27 protein-coding genes and 1 riboswitch are annotated in these 26,160 nt (G+C 38.1%); of the genes, 24 read left to right on the top strand and 3 right to left on the bottom strand.

Annotated elements, in window-relative coordinates:
- Positions 1–12: 12 nt before the first annotated feature.
- From grpE to BFM98_RS02515, 8 genes are all read left to right on the top strand, one after another.
- A complete protein-coding gene (gene grpE, locus BFM98_RS02550) occupies positions 13–585 on the top strand; it encodes a nucleotide exchange factor GrpE (RefSeq protein WP_004227038.1) in 573 nt (190 codons plus the stop codon).
- A 75-nt stretch (positions 586–660) separates the two neighbouring features.
- The gene (dnaK, locus tag BFM98_RS02545) at positions 661–2,502 is read left to right on the top strand and encodes a molecular chaperone DnaK (protein WP_048392179.1); all 1,842 of its coding nucleotides are present in this window, start codon (positions 661–663) and stop codon (positions 2,500–2,502) included.
- 233 nt (positions 2,503–2,735) lie between these two features.
- Complete coding sequence (gene dnaJ, locus BFM98_RS02540) at positions 2,736–3,854, top strand: molecular chaperone DnaJ (protein WP_016995416.1); 1,119 nt, start codon at positions 2,736–2,738, stop codon at positions 3,852–3,854.
- A 21-nt stretch (positions 3,855–3,875) separates the two neighbouring features.
- Positions 3,876–4,817 (top strand): 50S ribosomal protein L11 methyltransferase, encoded by a 942-nt coding sequence (gene prmA / locus BFM98_RS02535; protein WP_004227050.1) that lies wholly within the window; start codon positions 3,876–3,878, stop codon positions 4,815–4,817.
- Between the two features lie 81 nt (positions 4,818–4,898).
- Positions 4,899–5,636 carry a 16S rRNA (uracil(1498)-N(3))-methyltransferase gene (locus BFM98_RS02530; RefSeq protein WP_066036450.1) on the top strand — a complete coding sequence of 246 codons (738 nt, stop codon included), beginning with the start codon at positions 4,899–4,901 and terminating at the stop codon, positions 5,634–5,636.
- A gap of 278 nt (positions 5,637–5,914) precedes the next feature.
- The gene (locus BFM98_RS02525) at positions 5,915–6,715 is read left to right on the top strand and encodes a CsxC family protein (RefSeq protein WP_048392182.1); all 801 of its coding nucleotides are present in this window, start codon (positions 5,915–5,917) and stop codon (positions 6,713–6,715) included.
- 311 nt (positions 6,716–7,026) lie between these two features.
- Positions 7,027–8,508, top strand: a complete 1,482-nt coding sequence (locus BFM98_RS02520; protein WP_066036449.1) for a BC_2427 family protein — start codon at positions 7,027–7,029, stop codon at positions 8,506–8,508.
- Positions 8,509–8,637: 129 nt separating this feature from the next.
- Complete coding sequence (locus tag BFM98_RS02515) at positions 8,638–9,405, top strand: CsxC family protein (protein WP_054550096.1); 768 nt, start codon at positions 8,638–8,640, stop codon at positions 9,403–9,405.
- Between the two features lie 216 nt (positions 9,406–9,621).
- Here BFM98_RS02515 and mtaB read toward each other — a convergent pair whose 3' ends face one another.
- Entirely contained in the window at positions 9,622–10,971 is a 1,350-nt protein-coding gene (gene mtaB / locus BFM98_RS02510; protein WP_048392185.1) for a tRNA (N(6)-L-threonylcarbamoyladenosine(37)-C(2))-methylthiotransferase MtaB, read from the bottom strand.
- A 313-nt stretch (positions 10,972–11,284) separates the two neighbouring features.
- Between mtaB and deoC the strand changes: the two genes are divergently transcribed.
- The 4 genes from deoC to BFM98_RS02490 all read left to right on the top strand — a co-directional run bounded on the left by deoC (position 11,285) and on the right by BFM98_RS02490 (position 13,169).
- Positions 11,285–11,956, top strand: coding sequence for a deoxyribose-phosphate aldolase (deoC, locus tag BFM98_RS02505; protein ID WP_048392186.1), 672 nt, complete (start codon positions 11,285–11,287; stop codon positions 11,954–11,956).
- Positions 11,957–12,091: 135 nt separating this feature from the next.
- Complete coding sequence (locus BFM98_RS02500) at positions 12,092–12,319, top strand: spore coat associated protein CotJA (RefSeq protein WP_004227061.1); 228 nt, start codon at positions 12,092–12,094, stop codon at positions 12,317–12,319.
- Positions 12,312–12,575 carry a spore coat protein CotJB gene (locus BFM98_RS02495; RefSeq protein ID WP_016994107.1) on the top strand — a complete coding sequence of 88 codons (264 nt, stop codon included), beginning with the start codon at positions 12,312–12,314 and terminating at the stop codon, positions 12,573–12,575. Before BFM98_RS02500 ends, BFM98_RS02495 begins: the two co-directional genes overlap by 8 nt.
- A gap of 24 nt (positions 12,576–12,599) precedes the next feature.
- Positions 12,600–13,169, top strand: a complete 570-nt coding sequence (locus BFM98_RS02490; RefSeq protein ID WP_004227065.1) for a manganese catalase family protein — start codon at positions 12,600–12,602, stop codon at positions 13,167–13,169.
- Positions 13,170–13,220: 51 nt separating this feature from the next.
- Here BFM98_RS02490 and BFM98_RS02485 read toward each other — a convergent pair whose 3' ends face one another.
- Complete coding sequence (locus tag BFM98_RS02485; protein WP_004227067.1) at positions 13,221–13,877, bottom strand: potassium channel family protein; 657 nt, start codon at positions 13,875–13,877, stop codon at positions 13,221–13,223.
- A 25-nt stretch (positions 13,878–13,902) separates the two neighbouring features.
- The gene (locus BFM98_RS02480) at positions 13,903–15,240 is read right to left on the bottom strand and encodes a TrkH family potassium uptake protein (RefSeq protein ID WP_048392187.1); all 1,338 of its coding nucleotides are present in this window, start codon (positions 15,238–15,240) and stop codon (positions 13,903–13,905) included.
- Positions 15,241–15,356: 116 nt separating this feature from the next.
- Positions 15,357–15,498, bottom strand: a riboswitch (cyclic di-AMP (ydaO/yuaA leader).
- 252 nt (positions 15,499–15,750) lie between these two features.
- On the opposite strand from BFM98_RS02480, the gene rpsU reads away from it, so the two are divergent.
- The 12 genes from rpsU to era all read left to right on the top strand — a co-directional run bounded on the left by rpsU (position 15,751) and on the right by era (position 26,009).
- Entirely contained in the window at positions 15,751–15,924 is a 174-nt protein-coding gene (gene rpsU, locus BFM98_RS02475) for a 30S ribosomal protein S21 (RefSeq protein WP_004227078.1), read from the top strand.
- Positions 15,925–16,236: 312 nt separating this feature from the next.
- A complete protein-coding gene (locus BFM98_RS02470; RefSeq protein ID WP_066036448.1) occupies positions 16,237–17,565 on the top strand; it encodes an NfeD family protein in 1,329 nt (442 codons plus the stop codon).
- A gap of 3 nt (positions 17,566–17,568) precedes the next feature.
- Positions 17,569–18,573: a flotillin-like protein FloA gene (gene floA, locus BFM98_RS02465; RefSeq protein WP_016994103.1), complete on the top strand. Its 1,005-nt coding sequence runs from the start codon at positions 17,569–17,571 to the stop codon at positions 18,571–18,573.
- 28 nt (positions 18,574–18,601) lie between these two features.
- The gene (locus BFM98_RS02460; RefSeq protein WP_054550098.1) at positions 18,602–19,078 is read left to right on the top strand and encodes a hypothetical protein; all 477 of its coding nucleotides are present in this window, start codon (positions 18,602–18,604) and stop codon (positions 19,076–19,078) included.
- A 54-nt stretch (positions 19,079–19,132) separates the two neighbouring features.
- Positions 19,133–19,393: a hypothetical protein gene (locus tag BFM98_RS02455; protein ID WP_048392190.1), complete on the top strand. Its 261-nt coding sequence runs from the start codon at positions 19,133–19,135 to the stop codon at positions 19,391–19,393.
- A complete protein-coding gene (locus tag BFM98_RS02450) occupies positions 19,383–20,495 on the top strand; it encodes a sporulation protein YqfD (RefSeq protein ID WP_048392191.1) in 1,113 nt (370 codons plus the stop codon). Before BFM98_RS02455 ends, BFM98_RS02450 begins: the two co-directional genes overlap by 11 nt.
- Before the next feature lie 2 nt (positions 20,496–20,497).
- Positions 20,498–21,454 carry a PhoH family protein gene (locus tag BFM98_RS02445; protein ID WP_016994096.1) on the top strand — a complete coding sequence of 319 codons (957 nt, stop codon included), beginning with the start codon at positions 20,498–20,500 and terminating at the stop codon, positions 21,452–21,454.
- Positions 21,455–21,678: 224 nt separating this feature from the next.
- On the top strand, positions 21,679–23,799 hold the full coding sequence (locus BFM98_RS02440) for an HD family phosphohydrolase (protein ID WP_004227107.1): 2,121 nt from the start codon (positions 21,679–21,681) through the stop codon (positions 23,797–23,799).
- Positions 23,800–23,807: 8 nt separating this feature from the next.
- On the top strand, positions 23,808–24,281 hold the full coding sequence (gene ybeY / locus BFM98_RS02435; protein WP_066036447.1) for an rRNA maturation RNase YbeY: 474 nt from the start codon (positions 23,808–23,810) through the stop codon (positions 24,279–24,281).
- Positions 24,282–24,632: a diacylglycerol kinase family protein gene (locus BFM98_RS02430; RefSeq protein WP_048392193.1), complete on the top strand. Its 351-nt coding sequence runs from the start codon at positions 24,282–24,284 to the stop codon at positions 24,630–24,632.
- A 59-nt stretch (positions 24,633–24,691) separates the two neighbouring features.
- Positions 24,692–25,105 carry a cytidine deaminase gene (locus BFM98_RS02425; protein WP_081011012.1) on the top strand — a complete coding sequence of 138 codons (414 nt, stop codon included), beginning with the start codon at positions 24,692–24,694 and terminating at the stop codon, positions 25,103–25,105.
- Positions 25,092–26,009, top strand: a complete 918-nt coding sequence (era, locus tag BFM98_RS02420; RefSeq protein WP_004227129.1) for a GTPase Era — start codon at positions 25,092–25,094, stop codon at positions 26,007–26,009. The genes BFM98_RS02425 and era overlap by 14 nt, the downstream gene beginning before the upstream one ends.
- The last annotated feature ends 151 nt before the right edge of the window (positions 26,010–26,160 follow it).

Below are 26,160 nucleotides of genomic sequence, written 5' to 3'. Positions count from 1 at the left end.
AGGAGGATTCAAGTGACGGAAACAACGGAAAACAAAGATTTAGTACAAGAAGATGTACAAGCTGAAACGACAACTGAGGAAGTAGAGCAAACAGAAGTTCAGGAAGAAGTAGAGTTATCAATTGAAGAACAGTATGAGGCTAAGCTGGCTGAACTACAAGCAAAGCTGGCTGACGAAGAAAATCGTCACCTACGTTTACGTGCTGACTTCGATAATATGCGTCGTCGTAATCAGTTAGACCGTGAGGCAGCTGAAAAGTATCGCGCCCAAAGCTTACTATCTGATCTATTACCAGTCCTTGATAATTTTGAACGTGCTTTACAAGTAGAGACAACTTCTGAAGAGACTGCATCGATCATTAAAGGAATTGAAATGGTGTATCGCTCTTTAATTGAAGCAACAGAAAAAGAAGGTCTGCAAGTGATTAAAGCTGAAGGTGAGCAATTTGATCCAACGATTCACCAAGCTGTTATGCAAGAACAAGATAGTGAAAAAGAAACGGGTATCGTCTTACGCGAACTACAAAAAGGGTATATCTTAAAGGATCGTGTATTACGCCCAACAATGGTATCTGTGAACGAATAGTCTTTGCACTATTTAGTCAATTAAAATTAGTTAGAAAACGCATCCCTTGCGTTGACATAATAGGAGGAAATTTTAATGAGCAAAATTATTGGTATTGACTTAGGAACAACAAACTCTTGCGTTTCTGTACTTGAAGGTGGAGAACCAAAAGTAATTCCAAACCCAGAAGGAAACCGTACAACGCCATCTGTTGTTGCCTTTAAAAATGGTGAACGTCAAGTTGGTGAAGTGGCGAAACGTCAATCAGTAACAAATCCTAACACAATCATTTCTATTAAATCAAAAATGGGTACGGCTGAAAAAGTAACAGTAGAAGATAAAGACTACACGCCACAAGAAGTATCTGCAATGATTCTTCAATATTTAAAAGGCTATGCTGAAGACTACTTAGGGGAAAAAGTGACAAAAGCAGTTATTACAGTTCCTGCTTACTTTAACGATGCACAGCGTCAAGCAACTAAAGATGCTGGTAAAATCGCAGGTCTAGAAGTAGAGCGTATCATCAACGAACCAACTGCTGCAGCTCTTGCTTATGGATTAGATAAACAAGATCAAGATCAAAAAGTATTAGTATTTGACCTTGGAGGCGGTACGTTTGACGTGTCTATCCTTGAGTTAGGTGACGGTGTCTTTGAAGTACTAGCTACAGCTGGTGATAACAAACTAGGTGGAGATGATTTCGATGACGCAATTATCGAATATCTAGTAGCTGAATTCAAAAAAGAAAATGGCATTGACTTATCAAAAGATAAAATGGCGATGCAACGATTAAAAGATGCTGCTGAAAAAGCGAAAAAAGATTTATCTGGTGTAACATCAACTCAAATCTCTCTACCATTCATTACAGCTGGAGAAGCAGGTCCATTACACTTAGAAATTTCTTTAACGCGTGCGAAATTTGACGAAATTACTTTACCATTAGTAAACCGTACAGTAGGACCAGTGCGTCAAGCATTATCTGATGCAGGTTTGTCAACTTCTGAAATTGACCAAGTTATTTTAGTGGGTGGTTCTACACGTATTCCAGCAGTACAAGAAGCGGTACGTAAAGAAACAGGGAAAGAGCCTCACCGTGGTGTTAACCCTGACGAAGTTGTTGCAATGGGTGCTGCAGTACAAGGTGGCGTATTAACAGGTGATGTGAAAGACGTTGTATTACTTGACGTAACACCTCTTTCACTTGGTATTGAAACAATGGGTGGCGTGTTCACAAAATTAATCGACCGTAACACAACTATTCCTACTTCAAAATCTCAAGTTTTCTCTACAGCAGCTGATAACCAACCAGCAGTAGATATTCATGTTCTACAAGGTGAGCGTTCAATGGCAGCTGACAATAAAACATTAGGTCGCTTCCAATTAGCAGATATTCCACCAGCACCTCGTGGTGTACCTCAAATCGAAGTAACATTCGATATTGATAAAAACGGTATCGTATCTGTAAAAGCAAAAGATCTTGGTACGAACAAAGAGCAAACAATTGTGATTCAATCTGATTCTGGTTTATCAGAGGAAGAAATTGAACGCATGGTAAAAGACGCTGAAGCTAATGCTGAAGCAGATGCTAAACGTAAAGAAGAAGCAGATCTTCGTAACGAAGCAGACCAATTAGTATTCCAAGTGGATAAAACAATTGCTGACCTTGGTGAGCAAATTACAGAAGACGAGAAAAAATCTGTGGAAGATGCTCGTGACGAATTGAAAAAAGCGCTTGAAGCTGGTGAATTAGAAGGTATTAAAGCAGCTAAAGAAAAACTAGAAGGCGTATTACAGCCACTAGTGATGAAAGTTTACGAACAAGCGGCAGCAGCTGCTCAAGCAGCTCAAGGCGGCGATGCAGGTGCAGACACTGGCGCTGGTAAAAAAGATGACGGTGTTGTAGACGCTGAATTCGAAGAAGTAAAAGATGATAAATAAGAAGTAACACAGTAAAGTGAAAAAGCCAAAGACCGCTTGCGGCTTTGGCTTTTGTCATGATGTGAGGTCACTTCACGTAAATGCACCATTTATGGGATAGTTGCATACGTTAGCTGCTAGGAAGTGAGTATCTTCATTTTTGGAACTTATAGAACCTTTAATCGAAAAAATGAGGCAGTTTTTTCAACTGCATGTTACAATAGATTTTATGCAAACAGAGCGGAGTGTGAATCATGGAGAAACGCGATTATTACGAGGTGCTTGGTTTAACAAAATCGGCTACAAAAGATGAGATTAAAAAAGCATACCGTAAATTATCAAAACAATATCACCCTGACCTTAATAAAGAGCCAGGTGCAGATGAAAAATTCAAAGAAATCGCTGAAGCATATGAAGTATTAAGTGACGACCAGAAAAAAGCACGCTACGACCAATTTGGTCATGAGGATCCGAATGCTGGTTTTGGTGGTGGCTTTGGAGGGGGCGGCTTTGGCGGCTTCGAGGATATTTTCAGTTCATTCTTTGGCGGAGGTGGTCGCCGTCAAGATCCAAATGCTCCACGTAAAGGGGATGATCTGCAATATCGTATGAACATCCAATTTGAGGAAGCAATTTTTGGAAAAGAAACAGAAATAGAAATCCCGAAAGATGAAACGTGTGAAACATGTCACGGTTCAGGAGCAAAACCAGGCACGCAACCAGAAACATGTTCGACATGTAAAGGTGCAGGTCAAATCAATCAAGCAGTGGATACACCATTTGGTCGTATGATGAATCGTCGTACATGCTCAACATGTCATGGAACAGGTAAAATTATTAAAGAAAAATGTACGACTTGTCGTGGAGAAGGAAAAGTCCAAAAACGTAAGAAAATTAAAGTGACGATTCCAGCAGGTGTGGATGATGGACAACAAATTCGTGTATCTGGTCAAGGTGAACCAGGTATAAACGGTGGACCTGCAGGGGATTTATATATTATGTTCCGCGTTCAAGGTCACAAGGATTTTGAACGAGATGGAGACGATATTTACTTCGAGTTGAAATTAACATTCCCTCAAGCAGCACTTGGGGATGAAATTGAAGTACCAACAGTCCATGGGAAAGTAAAATTACGTATTCCAGCTGGAACACAGTCAGGTGCTCAATTCCGTCTAAAAGATAAAGGTGTTAAAAATGTTCATGGTTATGGTATGGGTAATCAATATGTGACAGTAAAAGTGATGACACCAGAAAAATTAACGGAAAGACAAAAACAATTACTACGAGAATTTGCAGAAATTAGTGGCGATATCCCTGAAGAACAAGGTAGTTCACTATTCGATAAAATTAAGAAAAAATTCCAAGGTGAATAATTAGAGGAGCTGAAGAGCTACGTGAAGTGGTCAGAATTATCCATTCATACAAAAAATGATGCGGTAGAAGCAATTTCGAATATTTTGCATGAAGCAGGTGCAAGTGGTGTTGTCATCGAAGATTCTGCAGAGTTTGCGAAGCCACGTGAAGATCAATATGGTGAAATTTATGCGCTAAATGAAGATGATTTTCCGAAAGATGGCGTGATTGTTAAAGCTTATTTATCAGAGTCTAGTTTTTTAAATGAAACAGTCGAAGAAATAAAAGCAGCTATCACAAATTTAACGAACTTTAACATTGATATCGGTGAAAATGTGGTATCCATTGTGGAAGTCAATGAAGAAGATTGGGCAACGGCCTGGAAGCAATACTACCATCCTGTTAAGATTTCTGAACGCTTTACTATCGTACCGACATGGGAGGAATACACACCTGTTTCAACAGATGAACTAATTATTGAATTAGACCCTGGTATGGCATTTGGTACAGGTACCCACCCAACAACGGTAATGTGTTTACAAGGACTTGAAAAGGTCATTAAAGAAGGGGATACAGTTGTTGATATCGGTACAGGATCGGGTGTATTGTCTATTGGTGCAGCATTACTTGGTGCCAAAAGTGTGCATGCGCTTGATTTAGATGAGGTAGCTGTACGTTCAGCGCGAGAAAATGTAGCATTAAATAAAGTGGAAGATAAGGTGGCAGTGTTCCATGGTAACTTATTGGATACTGTAAAAGAACCAGCAGATGTAGTAGTCGCTAATATTTTGGCTGAAATCATCATGTCCTTCACAGATGACGCGTATACAATTGTAAAACCAGGTGGATTATATGTCACTTCGGGCATCATCGGTGCAAAACGAGATGATGTGAAAGTAGCACTAGAAGCTTCAGGCTTTGTGATTGAAGAAGTATTATTAATGGAAGATTGGGTAGCCATTATTGCCCGTCGTCCACTATAACATGACTGAGGAAGCGCCAAATCGTGAGCCGTGTGCTTGTGATTTGGCGTTTTCCTTTCTTGCTAGAAAGGACTGTGTGGCATGCAACGTTATTTTATTGAGACAGCTATCGAAAATGCACGTATTAGTGGAGAAGATGCACGGCATATTGAACGAGTGATGCGTATGAAGCAAGGCGACAACATTGTAGTTGTTGCACAAAACACTGCGTATATATGCACAATTGAAGGATTTGAAGGGGATGAGGTTGTCATTGAAGCGACTGGACAAACAATCCCTTCCCCAGAGTTACCCATTCAAGTAACAGTAGCATGTGGTTTACCGAAGGGTGATAAGCTGGAGCTTATTACCCAAAAAGCCACAGAGCTAGGAATGTTTGCTTTATTACCCTTTGAAGCTGAGCGCTCCATTGTGAAATGGGACAAGAAAAAAGGAGCAAAAAAGCAAGAAAGATTACAGAAAATTGCTAAGGAAGCTGCGGAACAAGCTCACCGTACGCATATTCCAACAGTTTTTGAACCTATATCATTTAAACAGCTAGTACAACAAATAGATCATTTCGATGCCGTTTTTATTGCTGATGAAGAGGATGCAAAGGCTGAAAAGCGCACAAGGTTTGCGGAGAAGCTAAAAAACGTGTATGATAAAAAATCGAAATCAATGCTTATTATCTTTGGTCCTGAGGGGGGCATTTCTCGTCAAGAATCAGAAGCGCTATTACAAGCAGGCGCTCAAACGATGTCATTAGGACCGAGAATTTTACGAGCAGAAACAGCGCCATTATACGCACTGTCTGCCATATCCTATGAATTTGAATAACAGCTATGTATAATTTATTATCAACATAACTTAGAGAAAGCCACTTAATATTATTAAGTGGTTTTTTACGTAAATCATATTTGAAGGGGGTCTGCGTTAAATCCCTGCTTAAATGGAGTTTTAGCCCATTGTGTAAGATCAACCGGGAAAATCACAACCTCAAACATTCCAAATAAAATATGTAAAAGAACAAGTTCAATGTCCATACATAGATTTAATTGCGACATACTCTAGCGATAGGAGAGCTCACTAATACTATATTGAAATGAGGGAATTTTTTGAGTGAACAATTTAATCAGATTCAACCTTGTCCAGTAACATCAACTGAACAAATACCCTTAACGAATGAGATTACACCACTAGTTACTACACCACTTACGACGCCAACTATTAAGATTCCAGTTGTACTGGCAGAACCAACACTGCAAATCGTTGTCGAGTCCGATATTACACTTAGTCCTGCAGCGACAGAGATTAAACGAGTGAAAAAGAATGTCTTTCTAAATCAAGTGAAATTGGTACCAGTTAGCTTTGCACGTATTGCTAACACTGATTTCTTTAGAGTAACACGAGCTAAATTATTTGTAGCAGGACATATTCGGAAAAATATCGAATATGCTTCATCAGCATGTAATGGGGCCCTTCAGGATAGAATTGCTGATGTTCCGTTTTCAGGTTTTACAGATCTTATATTTCCGCAAACAGCAGGAGGCGCTACACCAATTTTAGGCATTTCTGAGTTTGCCGAAGCGAACTTCCTTAACGAAAGAACACAAATGGATGCTCGATTAGATAAGGCTTTCTTCCAAAATCTCGTTAAATACAATGAACAACCATTTGGTGAATTAGTAGCAGCCAATTTCTTTGAACTTGATTTTTCACCGATTATGGCAGCTCCTGAAGAAGCATTCAGCACATTACGTGAAAAAATTGTATTAGAACTTACTGTAAAAGTATTGCAAGTTCAACAAATCCGTTTGGGCGCTGGAAGTAGTGTAGTAACACCTGTTCTACCAGGGCTTACTCCACCAGCAACACCAATTGTTCCTGATATGATTCCGCCTACTGAGCCTTGTTAATTTTTTTATGTAGTGGAGCAAAAATTGTAACAATAATACTGATATAAAATCAAATATGTTGTTGGGCAGTTGAAAGTTCACTTTTACTCGAACTTTTAACTGCTTTTTTTTGGCAAGATAAGGACATGCGCTTTCCAATTGTATCTCTTGGTGGGGACTGTGACAAAAGTAAAAATATTGCATAATATGGATTGTAATTAGTATTGTAGATTTTCAATTGTCCTAACATAATCGCATCAGAAGAATTAGCTAATGGATTAAAAATTGATTGTTATGCTTTTTTTGTCAAATCATTATTTGGGAGTGAATGAATGGCAACTCCATGGATTAATTTTAGAGAGATGAAAAAAATATCCTCTAAACAAAATAAATACACTGAGTGGAGGTATCAAACTAAAATAGATGACGAATCTCCATTTGAACAGACTTTTAATGGAAATAATAATCTGCTTGATGAAATAGAAGATAAACCAATTACAGAGGAATCAACTTTAACAGACCATATAATCTCTAATGAAGAGCTCCCCGAACCTATGGAGCCGATTATTGAGGAAGAAAACGAACATCACCCAAATTTTGAGAACTTCAGGGAGGATGCTAGCTTAGCAGAGCTATTAGCATCTAATGAAGATCTACCTATATCTAAAGAAACAAATGTTGAGCAAGAAAACGAACATCCTCTAGATATCGATGAGAGTCACACAAAAGTGACCTTAATAGAGCAATTAGCGTCCATACCCATACCTATAGAAGCGAATGTTAAGGAGAACGAAGAAAATTTCCGACATATGGATGAGAACCATGTAGAGGAATTAACTTTAGACCAGATAGCATGCAATCAAAGTGTACCCAGTCCAACAAAGGTAGAAATTGACCATCTACTAGATAGTGATGAGAACTCCCTTGAAGAACAAAATTCAACAGCCCAATCAGACAATAATCCAAAATCTTTCAATAGAGCTCTGTCAGAGGCTGAAAATAATATGCATTTGGATGATATAGAAGAAAAGGAGAAAAACAATCCTCCAAATCGTAATAAAGAGATTGCAAAGTCTTTACAAGGAGAAGTATGCACCATTATCCAAAAAAGTCCCTTTTCTACTTATGTAGAAATTAACGATTTTCTTCATGCTCCTATTTATGGTGAAAATGTTCAAAATACAATATTTGATTTTCTTGATTTAAATGATAACCTATCTCCCCAACTTCAGACGAAGCTACTCCAAACGATTTCGATTTACCCTGAACAACCAGATTGTCGTTTGGTTAGCTCCAACATTAATCAAATGATTTCTTTAATGAGCACGGATACTAATAAAAAAAATGGTAGTGAGCAGCATCCGTTTAAATCAGTAGTAGTTCCCTTACATAACTCACAAGCAATTAAAAAAGGAGAAATTAATTCCTCTGAGCCTTTTATACATATACGAGTTCCTGTTGTGCTAGGGGAATACAAAATAGAAATATGTATGGAGGAAAAAATTGCTTTTGATAAAGGAATTGAAGAGGTTAAAGAGATCACAAATGAGGTAGTACTATCCGATTGTAGATTTGTACCTATTCATAGATCCCAGTCATTGGGAAATGGAACAAGAACTGTATTAAAGGGGAATTTATTTATAGAAGGCTACATACAGCATAATATTGAGTATAGGGTATCTAATACGCAAAATAAGTCAGCCATTCATCCCAATCGATTGTGTCAAAATATAGTATTAGAATTAATTATCCAAATGTTACAAGTACAAAAAATTAAAGTACTGTTTGACTGGCAAGGTAATGGAGGGTTATAGAAATTTATCCCTTAATTCAAATAAAATGAATATAAAACTAATATATACGTCCATGTATAGATTTAAATGCTACATATTCTAGCGATAGGAGAGCTCTCTAATACTAAAAAAATGAAATGAGGGAATTTTTTGAGCGATCAATTAGAAAGCCAATTTCAACCTTGTCCTGTAACATCAACTGAACAAATTCCATTAACGAATGAGATTACACCAGTAGTCACTACTCCAGTTACAACGCCAACTATCAAAGTTCCAGTTGTATTGGCAGAACCAACACTGCAAATCGTTGTTGAGTCGGATATTACACTTAGCCCTGCTGCTACAGAAATCAAACGAGTGAAAAAGAATGTCTTCCTAAATCAAGTGAAACTTGTACCAGTTAGCTTTGCACGTATTGGTGGCACTGATTTCTTTAGAGTAACAAGAGCTAAATTATTTGTAGCAGGACATATTCGGAAAAATATTGAATATGCTTCATCAGCATGTAATGGGGCACTTCGAGATAGAATTGCTGACGTTCCGTTTTCTGGTTTTACAGATCTTATTTTCCCACAAACACCTGGAGGCGCAACACCAATCTTAGGCATTTCCGAGTTTGCTGAAGCGAACTTCCTTAACGAAAGAACACAAATGGATGCTCGATTAGATAAGGCTTTCTTCCAAAATCTTGTTAAATACAATGAACAACCATTTGGTGAATTAGTAGCTGCCAACTTCTTTGAACTTGATTTTTCACCGATTATGGCGGCTCCTGAAGGGACATTCAGCACATTACGTGAAAAAATTGTCTTAGAACTTACTGTAAAAGTATTGCAAGTGCAACAAATCCGCCTTGGTGCTGGCAGTAGCGTAATAACGCCTGTTCTTTTAGGACTTACACCTCCTCCTAGTCCTTGATAAATGCTAGTTTAGAGGACAGTAGAATATTATAATATATTAAGAAAGCTGGTAGTACAGATGGATATTTTGTTTGTACTACTAATTTTCTTATAGGAGCTGTCAATCTTTAAAAGCATTTATCAATATTATGAAAAATCAAATACAAGTGAATGATTAGCTTCATTAAAAGGAAAAAGGGTTGCCATATAAAATTGGCAACCCTTTTTTCACTATTTATTTCACTGTTTCTAAAACGCGTACAAATTGTCCTTTTGAGTGAGGGTAGCCTGCTTGTGTAATTTTTACTTTTACAAGTTGTCCGATTAGACTTTCTGGACCCTCAAAAACTACTTTTAAGTAATTGTCTGTATAGCCTGTTAGAAGGCCTTCTTCTTCACTGTCATCATGCACAAATTCTTCAGGGATAACTTCTAGCACTTGATCTTCAAAACGAGAAGCATACTCTTTTGCTAGCTGATCGTTTAAAGAGATGAGTCGATGCACACGCTCATTTTTAATGTCTTCATCAATTTGATCTTCCATACGTGCAGCAGGGGTTCCTGTACGAGGAGAGAATGGGAAAACGTGTAGCTCAGAAAATTTATGATCGCGAATAAAGTTATATGTGTCCATAAACTCTTCCTCTGTCTCACCTGGAAAACCAACGATTACATCAGAAGTAACAGCTAAATCAGGTAAAGCCTCATGTAATTTTGTTAAACGTTCACCGAAGAACTCCATTGTATATTTACGACGCATACGTTTTAATACCGTATCAGAACCAGATTGAATAGGGATGTGTAAATGATTCACGACAATCTTTGATTCACGTAGTACTTCAATTACTTCATCTGTTAATTGACTAGCCTCAATAGATGAAATACGAAGACGCTTTAAGCCTGTTACATTGGCCTCTAAATCACGTAGTAATTGAGCAAGATTATAATCTTTTAAATCCTGACCATAGCCACCTGTATGAATACCAGTTAAGACAATTTCAAGATAACCAGCATCTACTAATTGCTGTGCTTGATGTAATACCTCTTGTGGGTCACGAGAACGCATTAAACCACGTGCCCATGGAATAATACAAAATGTACAGAAATTGTTACAGCCTTCTTGGATTTTTAACGAAGCACGTGTACGGTCTGTAAATGCTGGTACATCTAATTCTTCGTATACTCGGTTTTTCATAATATTACGTACAGCATTAATCGGTTGTCGTTCCGCACGATATTGTTCAATATAACCAAGTAATTTCGTACGATCTTGTGTTCCAACAACAATATCAACACCAGGGATTGCCATAATTTCTGCAGGGGATGTTTGTGCATAGCATCCTGTTACACAAATAACTGCATCCGGATTTTGGCGAATTGCTCGACGAATAACCTGACGTGATTTTTTATCTCCAGTATTCGTAACTGTGCATGTATTAATGACGTAAACGTCTGCTTGTTGATCAAATTCTGTTCGATCATAGCCTTCTTCTTTAAACAGCTGCCAAATTGCTTCTGTTTCGTAATGATTTACTTTACAACCTAGAGTATGAAAACTCACGATTTTTGATCGCTCGTTACTCATGATATATATCATCCTTTCAATTCACATTACCTTGTGTTTCCAAACATTTAATAAGTTTTTCGTTGTACATATTTTAGATACGTGATTTATGATAACATAATCCTTATAAAATCAGTACATATAAGATTTTTTTGTGAAATAATTAAGTTATCACTTTCTATATAATCTTTTGAGGACTTCAGATAAACATGACTCGTTCTGGAATGTTTATATTTGGGTGTTCATTATATAGAAAGAAATTAGACGCCATCGCGAAAAAATGATATGATTCGAAGAGGTACGTACATCTTGTTTAATGAAGGAGCGTTCAACAATGGAAAAAAATTTTGCACGTATGATTGATCATACATTATTAAAGGCTGAGGCAACAAAAGAACAAATTGAAAAATTATGTGCTGAAGCTAAACAATTTAACTTTGCTTCTGTTTGTGTAAATCCAACTTGGGTAAAGCGAAGCAGTGAATTATTACAGGGTACAGACGTGTTAGTTTGTACGGTTATCGGCTTCCCACTTGGTGCCAATACACCAGCAGTCAAAGCATTTGAAGCAAAAGACGCCATTGCTAACGGTGCAAAAGAAGTAGATATGGTTATTAATATCGGTGCGTTAAAAGATAAAAACTATGACCTTGTACAAGCAGATATCGCAGCAGTGGTAGAAGCAGCTAAAGATAGCGCACTTGTAAAAGTCATTATTGAATCATGCTTACTAACAGACGAAGAAAAAGTGAAGGCATGTGAGTTAGCTGTAGCAGCGGGTGCTGACTATGTGAAAACATCTACAGGTTTTTCTACTGGTGGAGCAACAGCAGAGGATATCGCGCTTATGCGTAAAACTGTAGGTCCAGAACTTGGTGTAAAAGCATCAGGTGGTGTTCGTAGCTTAGAGGACATGAAAAAAATGGTAGAAGCAGGTGCGACTCGTATTGGGGCTAGCTCTGGTGTAGCTATTATGAATGGTTTAATTGCAGACTCCAACTATTAATATTATCTTTTTATAGAGCCATAAGCTCATGTGTACATTGACATGAGCTTATGGCTTCTTTGTGTTTAATCAGCATAATAATTTTCTATACACATATACTCCACTGATGAATGTAAATACAGAAAGGAGGATGTCATGTTTACACAGTATAAGTCTTGGAGGCCCTATATTAGCCCCTTTGATCCTTGTAAGCCTATAGAAGTTAAGTATTATGCAACACCCCCACAACTATATATGGGTTTTCAACCACCTGGACTTCCACAATTTCCAACCGCCAGAGAAGCGCTAATGGCAGGAACACTATGGCCACAGTTGTTTAGCCCATACCCATTTCCCCTAAAAGGAGGGAGGAAGCATGACTAAAAAGATGCCGCCCGAATTTTATAAGCAATTAGAAGAAATACAAGCAATTGATTTCGTCATTGTTGAATTAAACCTCTATTTAGACACTCATCCACACGATTATGACGCCATTCAGCAATTTAATGAAAATACAGAGAAAAGTATGAAACTTAAAATTGATTTTGAGCAAAAATATGGACCACTCATGAATTTTGGGAGAAGCTATTCGAATTATCCTTTTAACTGGATTGATACACCATGGCCATGGCAAGTCTAAACAAAAGACTAGGAGGAAAAATCTTTGTGGTATTATGAAAAGAAACTCCAGTATCCGGTAAAAGTTAGTACATGTAACCCAATGCTTGCAAAGTTTTTAATTGAACAATATGGAGGAGCGGATGGGGAACTGGCAGCAGCTCTACGCTATATGAATCAGCGCTATACGATTCCTGACAAAGTAGTAGGGTTATTGACCGATATAGCAACAGAGGAATTTTCACATTTAGAAATGATTGCCACGATGATTTATAAGCTAACAAAAGATGCAACACCAGAAATGCTGAAAGAAGCTGGATTGGGTGATCATTATGTAAATCACGATCGGGCTCTATTTTATCAAAACGCCTCGGGGGTACCATTCACAGCAACCTATATTCAAGCAAAGGGTGACCCTATCGCGGATTTGTATGAGGATATAGCAGCCGAAGAAAAGGCACGTGCCACATATCAATGGATTATTGACTTATCAGATGACACGGATTTAAATGATAGCTTGAAGTTTTTACGTGAACGGGAAATTGTTCATTCCCAGCGCTTTAGAGAGGCTGTTGAAATTTTAAAAGATGATAGAGATCAAAAGAAAGTTTTCTAAGACAAAAATGGCAGGCTGTATCAAGGTGAACTTGACACAGCCTTTTTGCGGTTACTGAATATTTGAGAATAAGCTAAGATCTTTTCGATGACCAATCATTACTAATAAATCTTCCTTTTCAATAATTTGCTCAGGAGAAGGGGAGATAATAATTTCACCTTCGCGCACAATCGCAATTACACTGACGTTATATTTTGCGCGCAAGTCTAAATCCCGAAGGTTTTGTCCAGCCATTTTGGAAGGAATCATAATTTCTTCAATGCTGTATTCCTTTGATAATTCGATATAATTCAACATATTTGGGGATAGGAGTTGATTAGCTACACGTTCACCCATATCTCTTTCTGGGTAAATAATCCAATCAGCTCCTACTTTATCTAACACTTGTCCATGTCTTTTACCAAGTGCCTTTGCGATCACTTTTTTGATCCCTAGCTCTTTTAATAAAGAGACGGTTAAAATACTAGATTGCATATCATTACCGATCGCTACGATAACACAATCGAAGTTACCAATACCAATCGATTTTAAGGCTTTTTCTTCTGTTGTATCTGCAACCACAGCGTGAGTCACATAGGGTTCGGCATCCTCTACTCTTTCTTCATTTATATCAATTCCTAATATTTCCTGTCCAGCTTCATGCAATCTGCGAGCGACGCTTGTTCCGAATCTACCTAAGCCAATCACAGCGTATTGTTTAATGGTCATAGCGTTCTGTCTTCCTCTCATTTGGTTATCCAATCATAATATTTCCTTTTGGGTGGCGGAAACTCTCTTTTTTTCTTCGTTTTGCAATGGCAAAAGCAATGGTTAATGGTCCTACTCTTCCTGCGAACATTGTAATAATCAGAAGAAGACGACCAGCAGGTGTTAGCTCTGGAGTTAGGCCCATCGAAAGACCAACAGTACCAAACGCAGAGGTAGCCTCAAATAAGTACATCATAAAGCTATGATGCTGTTCCGTGATACTGAGAATAATCGTCACGACTACAACAATTAATCCTCCACACATTGTAACCGTCAAAGCCTTTAAGATAGTTTCAGTAACAATTCTACGTTTAAAGAGAACGACATCTTCTTTTCCTCGAATTTGTGACCACATAGTAGCTACTAAAACAGCAAAGGTTGTGATTTTAATACCTCCAGCAGTCGACCCAGAGCCTGCCCCAATAAACATGAAAAGAATCATTAAAAATAATGTAGAATGCGTTAAGTCCCCAATAGCCAGTGTATTGGAGCCAGCAGTTCGTGGTGTAACCGCTTGGTAAAGGGAACCTAATACTTTACCCCATTCGGATAATGGTCCAAGAGTTTTTTGGTTGCCATACTCAAACAAAAATATCAAAATGGTTCCGCTAACAGTGAGCAAAAGTGTCGTTACTAAGACTATTTTTGAATGGACAGAAAGCCTTTTAGTTACACGATATTCATACAATTCATTCATCACAATAAAGCCTAATCCACCGATTGTAATAAGAGCACAGATGGTGAAAACAACAAAGGGGTCATCAACATAGGCAGTCATTCCGTTAAAGCCACCCATTAAATCGAAGCCCGCGTTGTTGAAGTTGGATATGGCATGAAAAAATCCAAAATAAAGGGCCTTTCCAATAGGCATATCAAAAGAAAAACGAATCGATAGAATTAGACCACCGATTATTTCAATACATGCTGTAAAGAGCAATATTCTTTTCACTAATCGAACAAGACCAGCAATGGAGATATTATTAAATGCTTCTTTAAGCAGCAGTCTTTCTTTTAATGAAATTTTCTTTCCAAGCAGTAAAAATAATAATGTGGCAAATGTCATAAATCCTAAACCGCCAATTTGGATTAAGAATAAAAGGACCACTTCGCCAAAAATAGAGAAGGTATCACCTGTATCAACTACAATTAAACCTGTGACACAAGTAGCTGATGTAGCAGTGAATAAAGCATCTAAAAAGGGCAAACCCTTCCCATCCTCAGTAGAAAATGGCATTGTTAAAAGAAACGTACCTATGGCAATGATAAGGGCAAAGCCCAATACAAGAACTTTGGGAGGATTTAATGCTCTTTTAAAATTGTTCATTTAATTTTCCCTCAATTCTGAATAGTAAACAACTGTTTGTTAGATGGCATAATAAAAAGACCTACGATTAGAGCATGAAAAGGGTAGAAAGCATGCTAATAATGGTGGTCAATAACGACCTCCTTCGCTTTAGCCGACGAAGTTAGCTGACGGGTAGGATGGCGAAAGAGCTTTCTCATCCCTTCTGCTAAAGCAGAATTAACCCCAAAAGATTGGTTCCTCCGTTCTCAAATAGTTGAGATTTGGCCGATATGAAATTGAATGTGATTATTCTACGCCCTTATTCTATTTTTTGTAAACCCCTTAATTGTTAGGAAAATGTAATTATTTTTATTGTGGGCGAATTGTGTATGAATAATTCGAGCAAAAATAAAACCAAAAATTCACTTGATAATTTCGCATACTTTCTATTGACCATTATTAGACAATACGATATAATTTTTTAGTACACAACAGAAGGTGATTTGCCTAATTGTGTATTGACGTGTGTTCGGAGGGAGGGAAAGAGAGATGTCAAAAACTGTCGTTCGCAAAAACGAATCGCTTGAAGATGCTCTTCGCCGCTTCAAACGTACTGTATCAAAAAGTGGTACAATTCAAGAAGTTAGAAAGCGCGAGTTCTACGAAAAACCTAGCGTAAAACGTAAAAAGAAATCAGAAGCTGCACGTAAACGTAAGTGGTAATTTAATTTCCCATTAAAAATCCCTACGTTCATAACACGCAATTGTATGATTCACTGAGCAGACAAAGTTATACCTGAAATTAATCACATTTTTGATTAATTTCAGGTATTTTACATTGCTCAACTTTACGTACATATGAAAAAGCCGAATGAAATCACTTTGATTCATTCGGCTTTTTTGCACATACTAAGTGTTAGTAATTGGCATTAGATCGAATGATAAATAATTAATAAATTTTTTAAGATTTGTGAAACTTTTCGCATGATTGACCGTATATACAGAGGAGAGGCATGTTAGAAGGGAGGGAAAAAGATGCGAAAACGGAGAATCCTCAGCTATTTACTAGTGATATGGATGACTCTTTTGTTAGCGTTTCCATTAACTTCGGCTTTAGCCAGTAATAAGGTTTATCATGTTCCGATTCATAATGAAGTAGAGCGAGGACTTCATGCATTTTTAGAACGAGCTTTTAAAGAGGCTGAAGAAAACAATGCAGAGGCGATTATCTTAGAAATACATACGCCTGGCGGTTTTGTGAATGCAGCAAGCGATATCGCCATGCTTATGGATGCAACGCAAATAAAAACGATTGCTTATATTAATAAGGATGCGCACTCAGCAGGAGCGTTTTTAGCCTTACATGCGGATGAGATCTACATGGTTCCAAATGGAACAATCGGTGCAGCGGCAGTTATCGATTCAGCAGGTAATGCAGCCGACCTAAAGGCCAATAGCGCTTGGCTTGCTCAAATGAAAGCAGCAGCAGAAACGTCAGGGCGCGACCCTAAGTATGCATTAGCAATGGCAGATACCAACTATGAACTACCAGAATACCGTGCTGGCGGAAAGAATTTGTTAACCCTATCAGCCTCAGAGGCAGCAAAGGTTAAATATTCTGAAGGGACGGTTAACGATTTTCAGGAGCTTTTAGAAGTAACCAACTTGAATGGTAGTGATGTTGTTCCCATTGAACCAACCTTTTCTGAAAAGTTAGCTCGTTTTATTACAAATCCCATCATTGTACCTATTCTATTGTCTATCGCTAGCTTAGGACTTGTGATGGAGCTTTATTCGCCAGGATTTGGTGTTCCAGGTATAATGGGCTTATCAGCACTTGGTTTATTTTTCTTTGGACATATGGTGGCCGGCTTTGCGGGATATGAAACATTATTGTTATTTATTGTTGGCTTAGCCCTTTTAATTGCAGAGTTTTTTGTCCCTGGTGGAATTGTTGGTATTTTAGGTGGTGTCTTAATAGTACTAAGTCTGATACTGGCAGGTGCAAATATGATGCAAATGATAGTAGCAATTCTCATTGCGCTTGTGATAGCGATGATAGGAATGGTGATTCTGATGAAATTTTTCGGAAAAAAACTGCATGTCTTAAACAGGCTTGTGTTAATGGATGCAACCACGACAGAAGAAGGGTATGTATCCAATGTGAATCGCACAGAACTGTTAGGAAAAATTGGGAAAACGCTTACACCACTTCGTCCATCTGGAACAATGGTACTTGGTAGTGAACGCATTGATATTGTATCAGAAGGTGGCTATATCGATGCCAATCAACATGTAGAAATTATTAAAGTTGAAGGCTCACGCATTGTTGTGAGACAAACAGATAAAGAGATGGAGGAATAGAAAATGGGTTTTGATTTAGCTTTGATTGGTCCTATTGCTGGACTAGTTATTTTATTCATTGTGCTTGCGGTATTCTTTACCTTTGTACCCGTTGCATTGTGGATTTCTGCATTAGCAGCAGGTGTACGTGTGAGCATTTTTACATTAATTGGGATGCGATTGCGTCGTGTAATCCCTTCTCGAATTGTTAATCCGTTGATTAAAGCACATAAAGCAGGTTTACCTGTAACGATTAATCAGTTAGAGAGTCACTATTTAGCAGGTGGTAATGTTGACCGTGTAGTGAATGCCTTAATTGCGGCTCACCGTGCCAATATTGAGCTGTCATTTGAACGTTGTGCAGCAATTGATTTAGCTGGGCGTGATGTATTAGAAGCTGTTCAAATGTCTGTTAATCCAAAAGTTATTGAAACACCTTTCATTTCAGGTGTAGCAATGAACGGGATTGAGGTAAAAGCAAAGGCTCGTATTACCGTGCGTGCCAACATCGAGCGTTTAGTCGGTGGTGCTGGTGAAGAAACAGTTATTGCCCGTGTAGGGGAAGGGATCGTTTCTACAATTGGTTCGGCTACTAGTCATACAGAAGTATTAGAAAATCCAGATATGATTTCACAAACGGTTTTATCTAAAGGTTTGGATTCAGGAACAGCCTTTGAAATCTTATCCATTGATATTGCGGATGTAGATATCGGTAAAAACATCGGGGCTGAATTACAAATTGAACAAGCACAAGCTGATAAAAACATTGCGCAAGCAAAAGCTGAGGAACGTCGTGCAATGGCTGTAGCAAACGAGCAAGAAATGATTGCACGTGTTCAAGAGATGAAGGCAAAAGTAGTAGAAGCAGAAGCGGAAGTACCACAAGCGATGGCTGAAGCCTTACGTTCTGGTAATCTTGGCATTATGGATTATATGAACTATCGCAATATCCAAGCAGATACAGCGATGCGCGACTCTATCTCAAAAGTAAGCAATGATAAACCAGAAAAAAATGAACCCAATGCTTAATAATAACGGAAAGGAGCGAAACTAACATATGGAACAGTTAATAATCTTCGCCATAATTGCCATAGTCAGCTCTATTTTCGGAAAATCAAAAAATAAAAAGCCTCAGAAGCAGATGCCTCCTTTTAATAAAGACACCGTGGTGGAGCCTCCAGTTACGGAGAAAGCACCACATCGTACTGGGAAAGCACAGAGTTTTGAAGATTTTGCACGAGAATTTATAGGAGATTGGATTCCAGAAAATGAGAAAGTCGAGGAGCCTAAAAAATTTGTTGAAGAACAAGTGAAAAGGGAAATACCAAGCTATGTTGCTCCAGCTGTCATTCCAGCAGATATCCCTAGCCGTTCTTCTAATCGAGAAGGTCGAGGACGATTAGCTGCTGGAAAAAAAGAAGTGCAATCAGTTGGCACAAATTCGACTTTACAACTACCTCAATCTAAAAATGATCTTATGCAAGCAATCGTGATGGCTGAAATATTAGGGCCACCGAAATCAAAAAGAAAATAACTAGCATGTCCTCCTTTTTCGATGCATATATTGCCGAAGAAGGAGGCATTTTTTATGAAAAAATTATTTCAATTAACGCCACTACTTGAGTTGTTAGAATACGAATCATTAAAAATTATTGGACCCTACCGTTTTATTCATGCAGATGCGACGACCTGTTCGTTTGTCTATGCAGATTATCATATTACTGTCAATGCGGATTCAGTGACAATCAATGCGCTCAAAGAAGAAATGCTACATCTCACTGTTGACAATCTACAGGAGCTTCATATGAAAATGACAAAGAATATGGGTGTGAGCAAAAATGTGGAATAATCGGCCAATTATTATACGTATAAAGCGCCATGAAAATGTTCATCCTTTTATTCAAGCATTGCACGCTCAACATGTCCCATTAAAGCGTGTTGTCTTTCGTGAGCAGGAAGTTTCCTTTGAAACGACGATGCATTATCTACCAAAAATTCGCCGTGTACGAAGACGTTTTCGCTTAAAAATGGCTGTATTTTATGCAGATGAGCTTCAAGTTTTTCGAGCGCAAATTTGGACTTTATTGGGCTTAGCCTTTATGATTGCTATTCCAATTCTTTGTGCACAAGTCATATGGCGAGTGGACATAGAAGCCGCAACACCAGAACTAGAGCAGCGTTTAGGTAAGACCTTTCATGAAACCTTTCAATTAGAAACCCCTTTATCTCAAAAAAAGTTACCTTCCAATACGGTTATACGACAAAAGCTGTTAGAGCAACACCGAGAGCTATCATGGGTTCATATTGATAAACATGGCGGACGAGTAATTTTGAGACCACAAGAATCACCTAAACAAACAGAGCAAACAACTGATAAATTAGCCTCCCATATAGTAGCAACGAAAAGTGGTGTCATTACACACTTTAATATACAGCATGGCGAGCGAAAAATTTCAGTAAATGATACAGCCTACGAGGGTGACGTCCTCGTAAGTGGTGTATTAGAAAGTGGCACAGATCAAGTTTTTGTAGGGGCGAAGGGAGAGGTTTATGCAGACTATTGGCTTGAATGTTCATTTAAAATTCCAACAAAAATTACCGTGGAAACCTTGCAGCAAAAGCAATGGCGAGTGTTGATAAAGGGTATACATGAGGAAAAGGTGGATTATGTACAAAGAAAGGATTTACCGAATTGGCTATCTCCCTATGTTTCAATTGTAGAGGAGCAACAGACGAAAACGATGCAAGTAGAGTTGGATGAATCGAAAATTGAGTCATTGCTGATTCCTTTATTGCATGAAAAAGTATTACGTTCGTTACCTGCAAAAACAATCATCAAGAAAGAAAACCTTTTACAGGCAAAGTGGGGGAATGGTACAGTTGAAGGGAAAGTTCTATTTTTAGTCAATGAAAACATTGCAAGTCCAATACAAGGCCTACAAGGAGAATGATTATGTCAGAACAGTTAACTGTATTACAGGTGGATAATCCAAATGAAGCGGTTATGCTACTAGGTATTTCCGATGCAAATATGAAATTAGTTGAAGAAGCACTTAATGTTCATATCATTACGCGTGGTGAACAAATTCAACTTGCGGGTGAAGAAAATGCTAAGGAACAGGCAACATTTCTTCTGCATGCTTTATTGAAGGTCATTCGCAAAGGAATTAATATTGATCAACGTGATGTCACAACAGCTATTGAAATGACACAAAAAGGAACAATCGAGTATTTTGCAGAACTATATGATGAAGAAATAGCACGCACGACGAAAGGTAAGTCAATTCGTGCAAAAACAATTGGTCAACGAGAATACATACAAGCAATCCGTCATAAAGACGTTGTTTTCGGTATTGGTCCAGCCGGTACTGGGAAAACGTATTTAGCGGTAGTCATGGCAACACAGGCACTTAAAAACGGCCATGTTAAGAGAATTATTTTAACTCGCCCTGCTGTTGAAGCTGGAGAGTCTCTAGGCTTTCTTCCAGGAGATTTAAAGGAAAAGGTCGATCCATATCTACGACCTCTCTACGACGCTTTAAACGACATCTACGGCTCAGAACAAACACAGCGGCTAATTGAACGCGGAACGATTGAAATCGCCCCTTTAGCCTATATGCGTGGCCGTACATTAGATGATGCCTTTGTTATTTTAGATGAAGCACAAAATACAACACATCAACAAATGAAAATGTTCCTAACTCGTCTAGGCTTCGGCTCTAAAATGGTCATCACAGGTGATAAAACGCAAATCGACTTACCCAAAAATACAGAATCTGGCTTGATTGTAGCAGAACGTACATTAAAGTATGTTAAATCTATTCATTTCCAAGTACTAGAACAAGGCGATGTCGTACGTCACCCAATCGTAGCCAAAATCATTCAAGCCTACGAAGAACAGCAACTTTAGAATTGCGTAGCAATTCTAAAGTCTGCCCCGAAAGCGAAGCGACAGGGGCAACGAGGTTTAAAACATCCATATAGTTAAAACCTAAACCACGAATTTAATCAAAATATGGAAAAAAATGTGACAGCTATGCGAAGATGCATAGCTGTTTTTTGCTTTCTTATACATTTTTCGAGAAAAATGTATGTTGAATTGGTATGATAGTAGGTAGATAGAGGAGGTGCCAGATGGAGAAACAACTTCGAAAATTTACAGAGCTTATCGGTTTTCGCTACTTTCTTATCATCATTCTCATTTTAACAGGTGGCCTACAATTTGGGTTCATGTATGGCAATGTTAAAGGAGTTACATATGATTTCAAACCATTACAGCTTGCGCCTGAAACCGTACGATCTACTAAAACGATTGAAGACACTTATAAAACACAGCTAGAGCGAGAAAAAGCTGCCAATGCAGTGGATTCAGTCTATCAATTTTCGGAGGATGTCGCCAAGCAAAGAGCAGCGATTGTAACATCATTATTTGATTATGTTTTGGAAGTGAAAAAAGATGTTGCAAATAGTAAGGAACCTATTCCTATTGCAGACCAGGTTACACAGCTTCGAAAAAAATTTGAATCCATTGACGAAGACCAGATGCCGTTAATTTTTACAGATTCTCAGCTGGAAGGTCTATTAGTACAAAGTGAAGATGATTTAACTAGAACAAGTACGCAATTATCTAAATTTGTAGAGGAATATTTACAAAAATCCATCCGACCAGAGAACGTCTTTGTTGCACAAAATGATTTTGAAACAAAGATTCGTGGACAACGAGGATATCCTGATAAAATATTCAATACAGTCGTGTTAATAGGACGTACAAGCATTATTGAAAATGAAACAATTAACGAAGAACAAACAAAGATTCGAAAACAGCAGGCCAAAGAAAGTGTAGAGCCGACACGAATTTTACAAGGTCAGATTATTGTTCAAGAAGGCCAAATTATTGACAATGAGGCTTTTAGACAATTAGAGCTATTAGGGATGGTTAGTAATAAAGCCTCCTTTAAGCCGATAGCAGGGCTTATTATTTTAACGCTACTACAAATGATGTTTATGTATATTTTATTTGAGCGTTGGGAGACGAACGAACGAAAAAAACGTAATGCACTGTTAGTCACAGTGATTGTTTATAGCTTGTCTATTTTGCTAATGAAATTTATTAGCTTAGTTTCTAGTGGCTTTGATGTGACGATTGCCTTTTTATTTCCGACAGCACTAGCGACGATGCTTGTACGATTGCTAGCAGATGAGCGAGCAGCCGTATTAATTACAGTTATGACGGCTGCTTCAGCAGGGGTAATTTTTCAAGAAGGCTATTCCTCAGTTATGCAAATGGAAATTACGCTGTATATCATATTCGGAGGGTTTGCAAGCCTATTCTTTTTGCGTAGTGTGGAAAAACGCTCACATATTTTACATGCGGTTGGTGTGATTTCCCTTGTAAACATGGCATTTATTGCGTTTTATTTGTTAATGACACAATCATCCTATGGCTTACCAGAATTAGCATTTTACTTAATAGCGGCGATGTTATCAGCCTTGCTTTCAGGGGCATTAACGATGGGACTTTTACCATTCTTTGAATCGGCGTTTAGCTTGCTTTCGTCTTTACGCTTAATTGAGCTATCCAATCCCAACCATCCATTATTAAAAAAATTATTAATGGAAACTCCAGGGACATATCATCATAGTGTGATGGTAGCGAACTTAGCGGAAGCTGCGTGTGAAGAGATTGGTGCTGACGGTTTATTAGCGCGTGTAGGTTGTTATTATCATGATATTGGTAAAACCAAACGACCTTCCTTTTTCATCGAAAATCAGATGTCGGGCATCAATCCGCATGATTCGTTACCACCTGAAACAAGTGCAGAGATTATTATCGCCCATACGACAGATGGTGCCAATATGTTAAAACGTTATAAAATGCCCCAAGAAATTATTGATATCGCTTTACAACATCATGGCACAAGTTTGTTAAAATTCTTCTTGTTTAAAGCAAAGGAAGAAGGAAAAAATATTGATGAGGCAAAGTTCCGATACCCAGGGCCCAAACCACAAACAAAAGAAGCAGCTGTTATAAGTGTTGCGGATAGTGTCGAGGCAGCAGTACGTTCTATGAAAGAGCCAAATGCAGAGAAAATTCAGAAGCTAGTACGAGCGATTATCGATGATCGCGTCCAAGATAATCAGTTTGATGAATGCGATATTTCAATAAAAGAGTTAAAATGTATAGAGAGAGTACTTTGTGAAACGTTGAATGGGATATTCCATTCACGTATTGAATATCCAAAGGCAGATAAGTAGGAGGATCTATGATTTTAACAATTGATTTTACGGATGAAACAAATGAAGTGGGAGCACAACATATCGAACTTGTTGAAAAGCTATTACATCATGCTGCAAGTGTAGAAAATATTGAGCCAGAAACAGAGGTTTCGGTGACGTTTGTAACGAACAAGGCAATTCAAGATATTAATCGTGAATATCGTGGCAAAGATCAACCAACAGATGTCATTTCCTTTGCACTAGAGGAGCTAGGTGAAGGGGAAATTGAAGTAACTTTTGAAGGTATGCCACGTGTATTAGGTGATATCATTATTTCGACTGATCGTGCAAAAGAGCAAGCAGAGGAATATAATCATTCCTTTGAGCGAGAATTAGGCTTTTTAGCTGTACATGGTTTTTTACATTTACTTGGTTATGACCATATGGAGCCAGAAGAAGAGAAAGTGATGTTTGCAAAGCAAGATGAGATTCTCCAAACTTTTGGCTTAGGTCGAGATTAGATGAATTTGCGAAAATACTTGCGATCTTTTGGCTATGCTTTTGAAGGCATCATAACTGCAAGTAAAGAACAAAATTTGAAATCACATATAGTAAGTGCAATCATTGTTATACTGGCTAGTTATTTGACAGGTTTATCTCGTATGGAGTGGTATATTGTGCTACTATTAATAGCACTAATGTTTGCGCTGGAAATGATGAATACAGCTATCGAACGGGTAGTCGATTTAGCTTCCCCAGAGATACATCCGCTTGCTAAGCAAGCAAAAGATATTGCAGCAGGTGCAGTGCTTGTATTTGCGCTATTCAGTGCTATAATCGGATTACTCATCTTTCTGCCAAAATGGTTTTAATGGAAATGAGTGTCTTCTAATTGAAAATAAACCATAAATGTGAGGGAGAATTAGTATAGATGACAATGGATATGCATGCATTATTAGAAGAATCAAAAAAGGCACGTGAAAAAGCCTATGTTCCTTATTCAAAATTTAAAGTAGGGGCAGCTCTACTAACTAAAGATGGAGAGGTTATTCACGGTTGTAATATTGAAAATGCAGGCTATAGTATGACAAATTGTGCTGAACGTACAGCGTTTTTTAAGGCAGTATCGGAGGGGATTTACGAATTCGAGGCCATTGCCATTGTAGCTGATACAGACGGACCATGCGCCCCATGTGGAGCATGTCGCCAGGTCATGATGGAGTTTTGTGCTCCAACTATGCCTGTTTATTTAACGAATTTAAAAGGTGATGTGACGGTAACGTCAGTGGGCGAATTACTACCGTTTGCATTTACGACGGAGGATTTAGAGAATGCAGGAAACTAAAAATGGCTATAAATCAGGCTTTATCTCCATCATTGGTCGTCCAAATGTTGGCAAATCGACATTTTTAAATCGTGTCATTGGCCAAAAAATTGCGATCATGAGTGATAAGCCACAAACAACACGAAATAAAGTACAAGGCGTACTAACAACAGATGATAGCCAAATGATTTTTATTGATACACCAGGTATTCACAAGCCAAAACATAAACTAGGCGATTTCATGCTGAAGGTTTCTAAAAACACATTGCGTGAAGTAGACGTTATTATGTTTATGGTTAATGCTGAGCAAAAACTCGGTAAAGGTGATGAATTTATTCTAGAAATGCTAGCAGGAAACCCAACACCTGTCTTTTTGGTCATCAATAAAATTGATGCCATTCATCCAGATGAACTAATGGGAATTATTGAGAGCTATAAAGAGCGCTATGACTTTGCGGAGATTGTACCGATTTCTGCGCTACAAGGCAATAATGTTGAAAATTTATTAGTGACATTGGCGAAGTATTTACCAGAAGGACCTCAGTATTACCCAGCCGATCAAGTGACAGATCATCCTGAACGATTTATCATATCTGAACTTATTCGTGAAAAAGTCCTACATTTAACGCGTGAAGAAATTCCCCATTCTATCGCGGTGGTAATTGATAAAATTCGTCGTGATGAAGAAAATGAGGATAAAATTCATGTAGCGGCTACAATTATTGTGGAGCGTGATTCTCAAAAAGGGATAGTTATTGGAAAACGTGGAGCCTTGCTAAAAGAAGTAGGGACACGTGCGCGAAAGGATATCGAAATGCTTCTAGGGTCTAAAGTTTATTTAGAGCTATGGGTAAAGGTGCAAAAAGATTGGCGTAATAAAGCTACACATTTACGTGATTTTGGATTCCGTGATGATGAATATTAAGTTTTTACTGGCTTAGCCAATGAATTGTAACGTTGACGAACATGGCCCGTTGAATCAGGAATAGACGCCAAATTTTGACGTGACGGTTTTAGGTTAACTTCTTCTTGTAGGCACAAAAGGATCTAGAAGTATTTGATCATTTTTATTTTTG

This window comes from Lysinibacillus sp. AR18-8 (genome assembly GCF_001705465.1).
Taxonomy (GTDB): domain Bacteria; phylum Bacillota; class Bacilli; order Bacillales_A; family Planococcaceae; genus Lysinibacillus; species Lysinibacillus capsici.
This window is presented reverse-complemented; position numbering and strand designations above follow the sequence as displayed.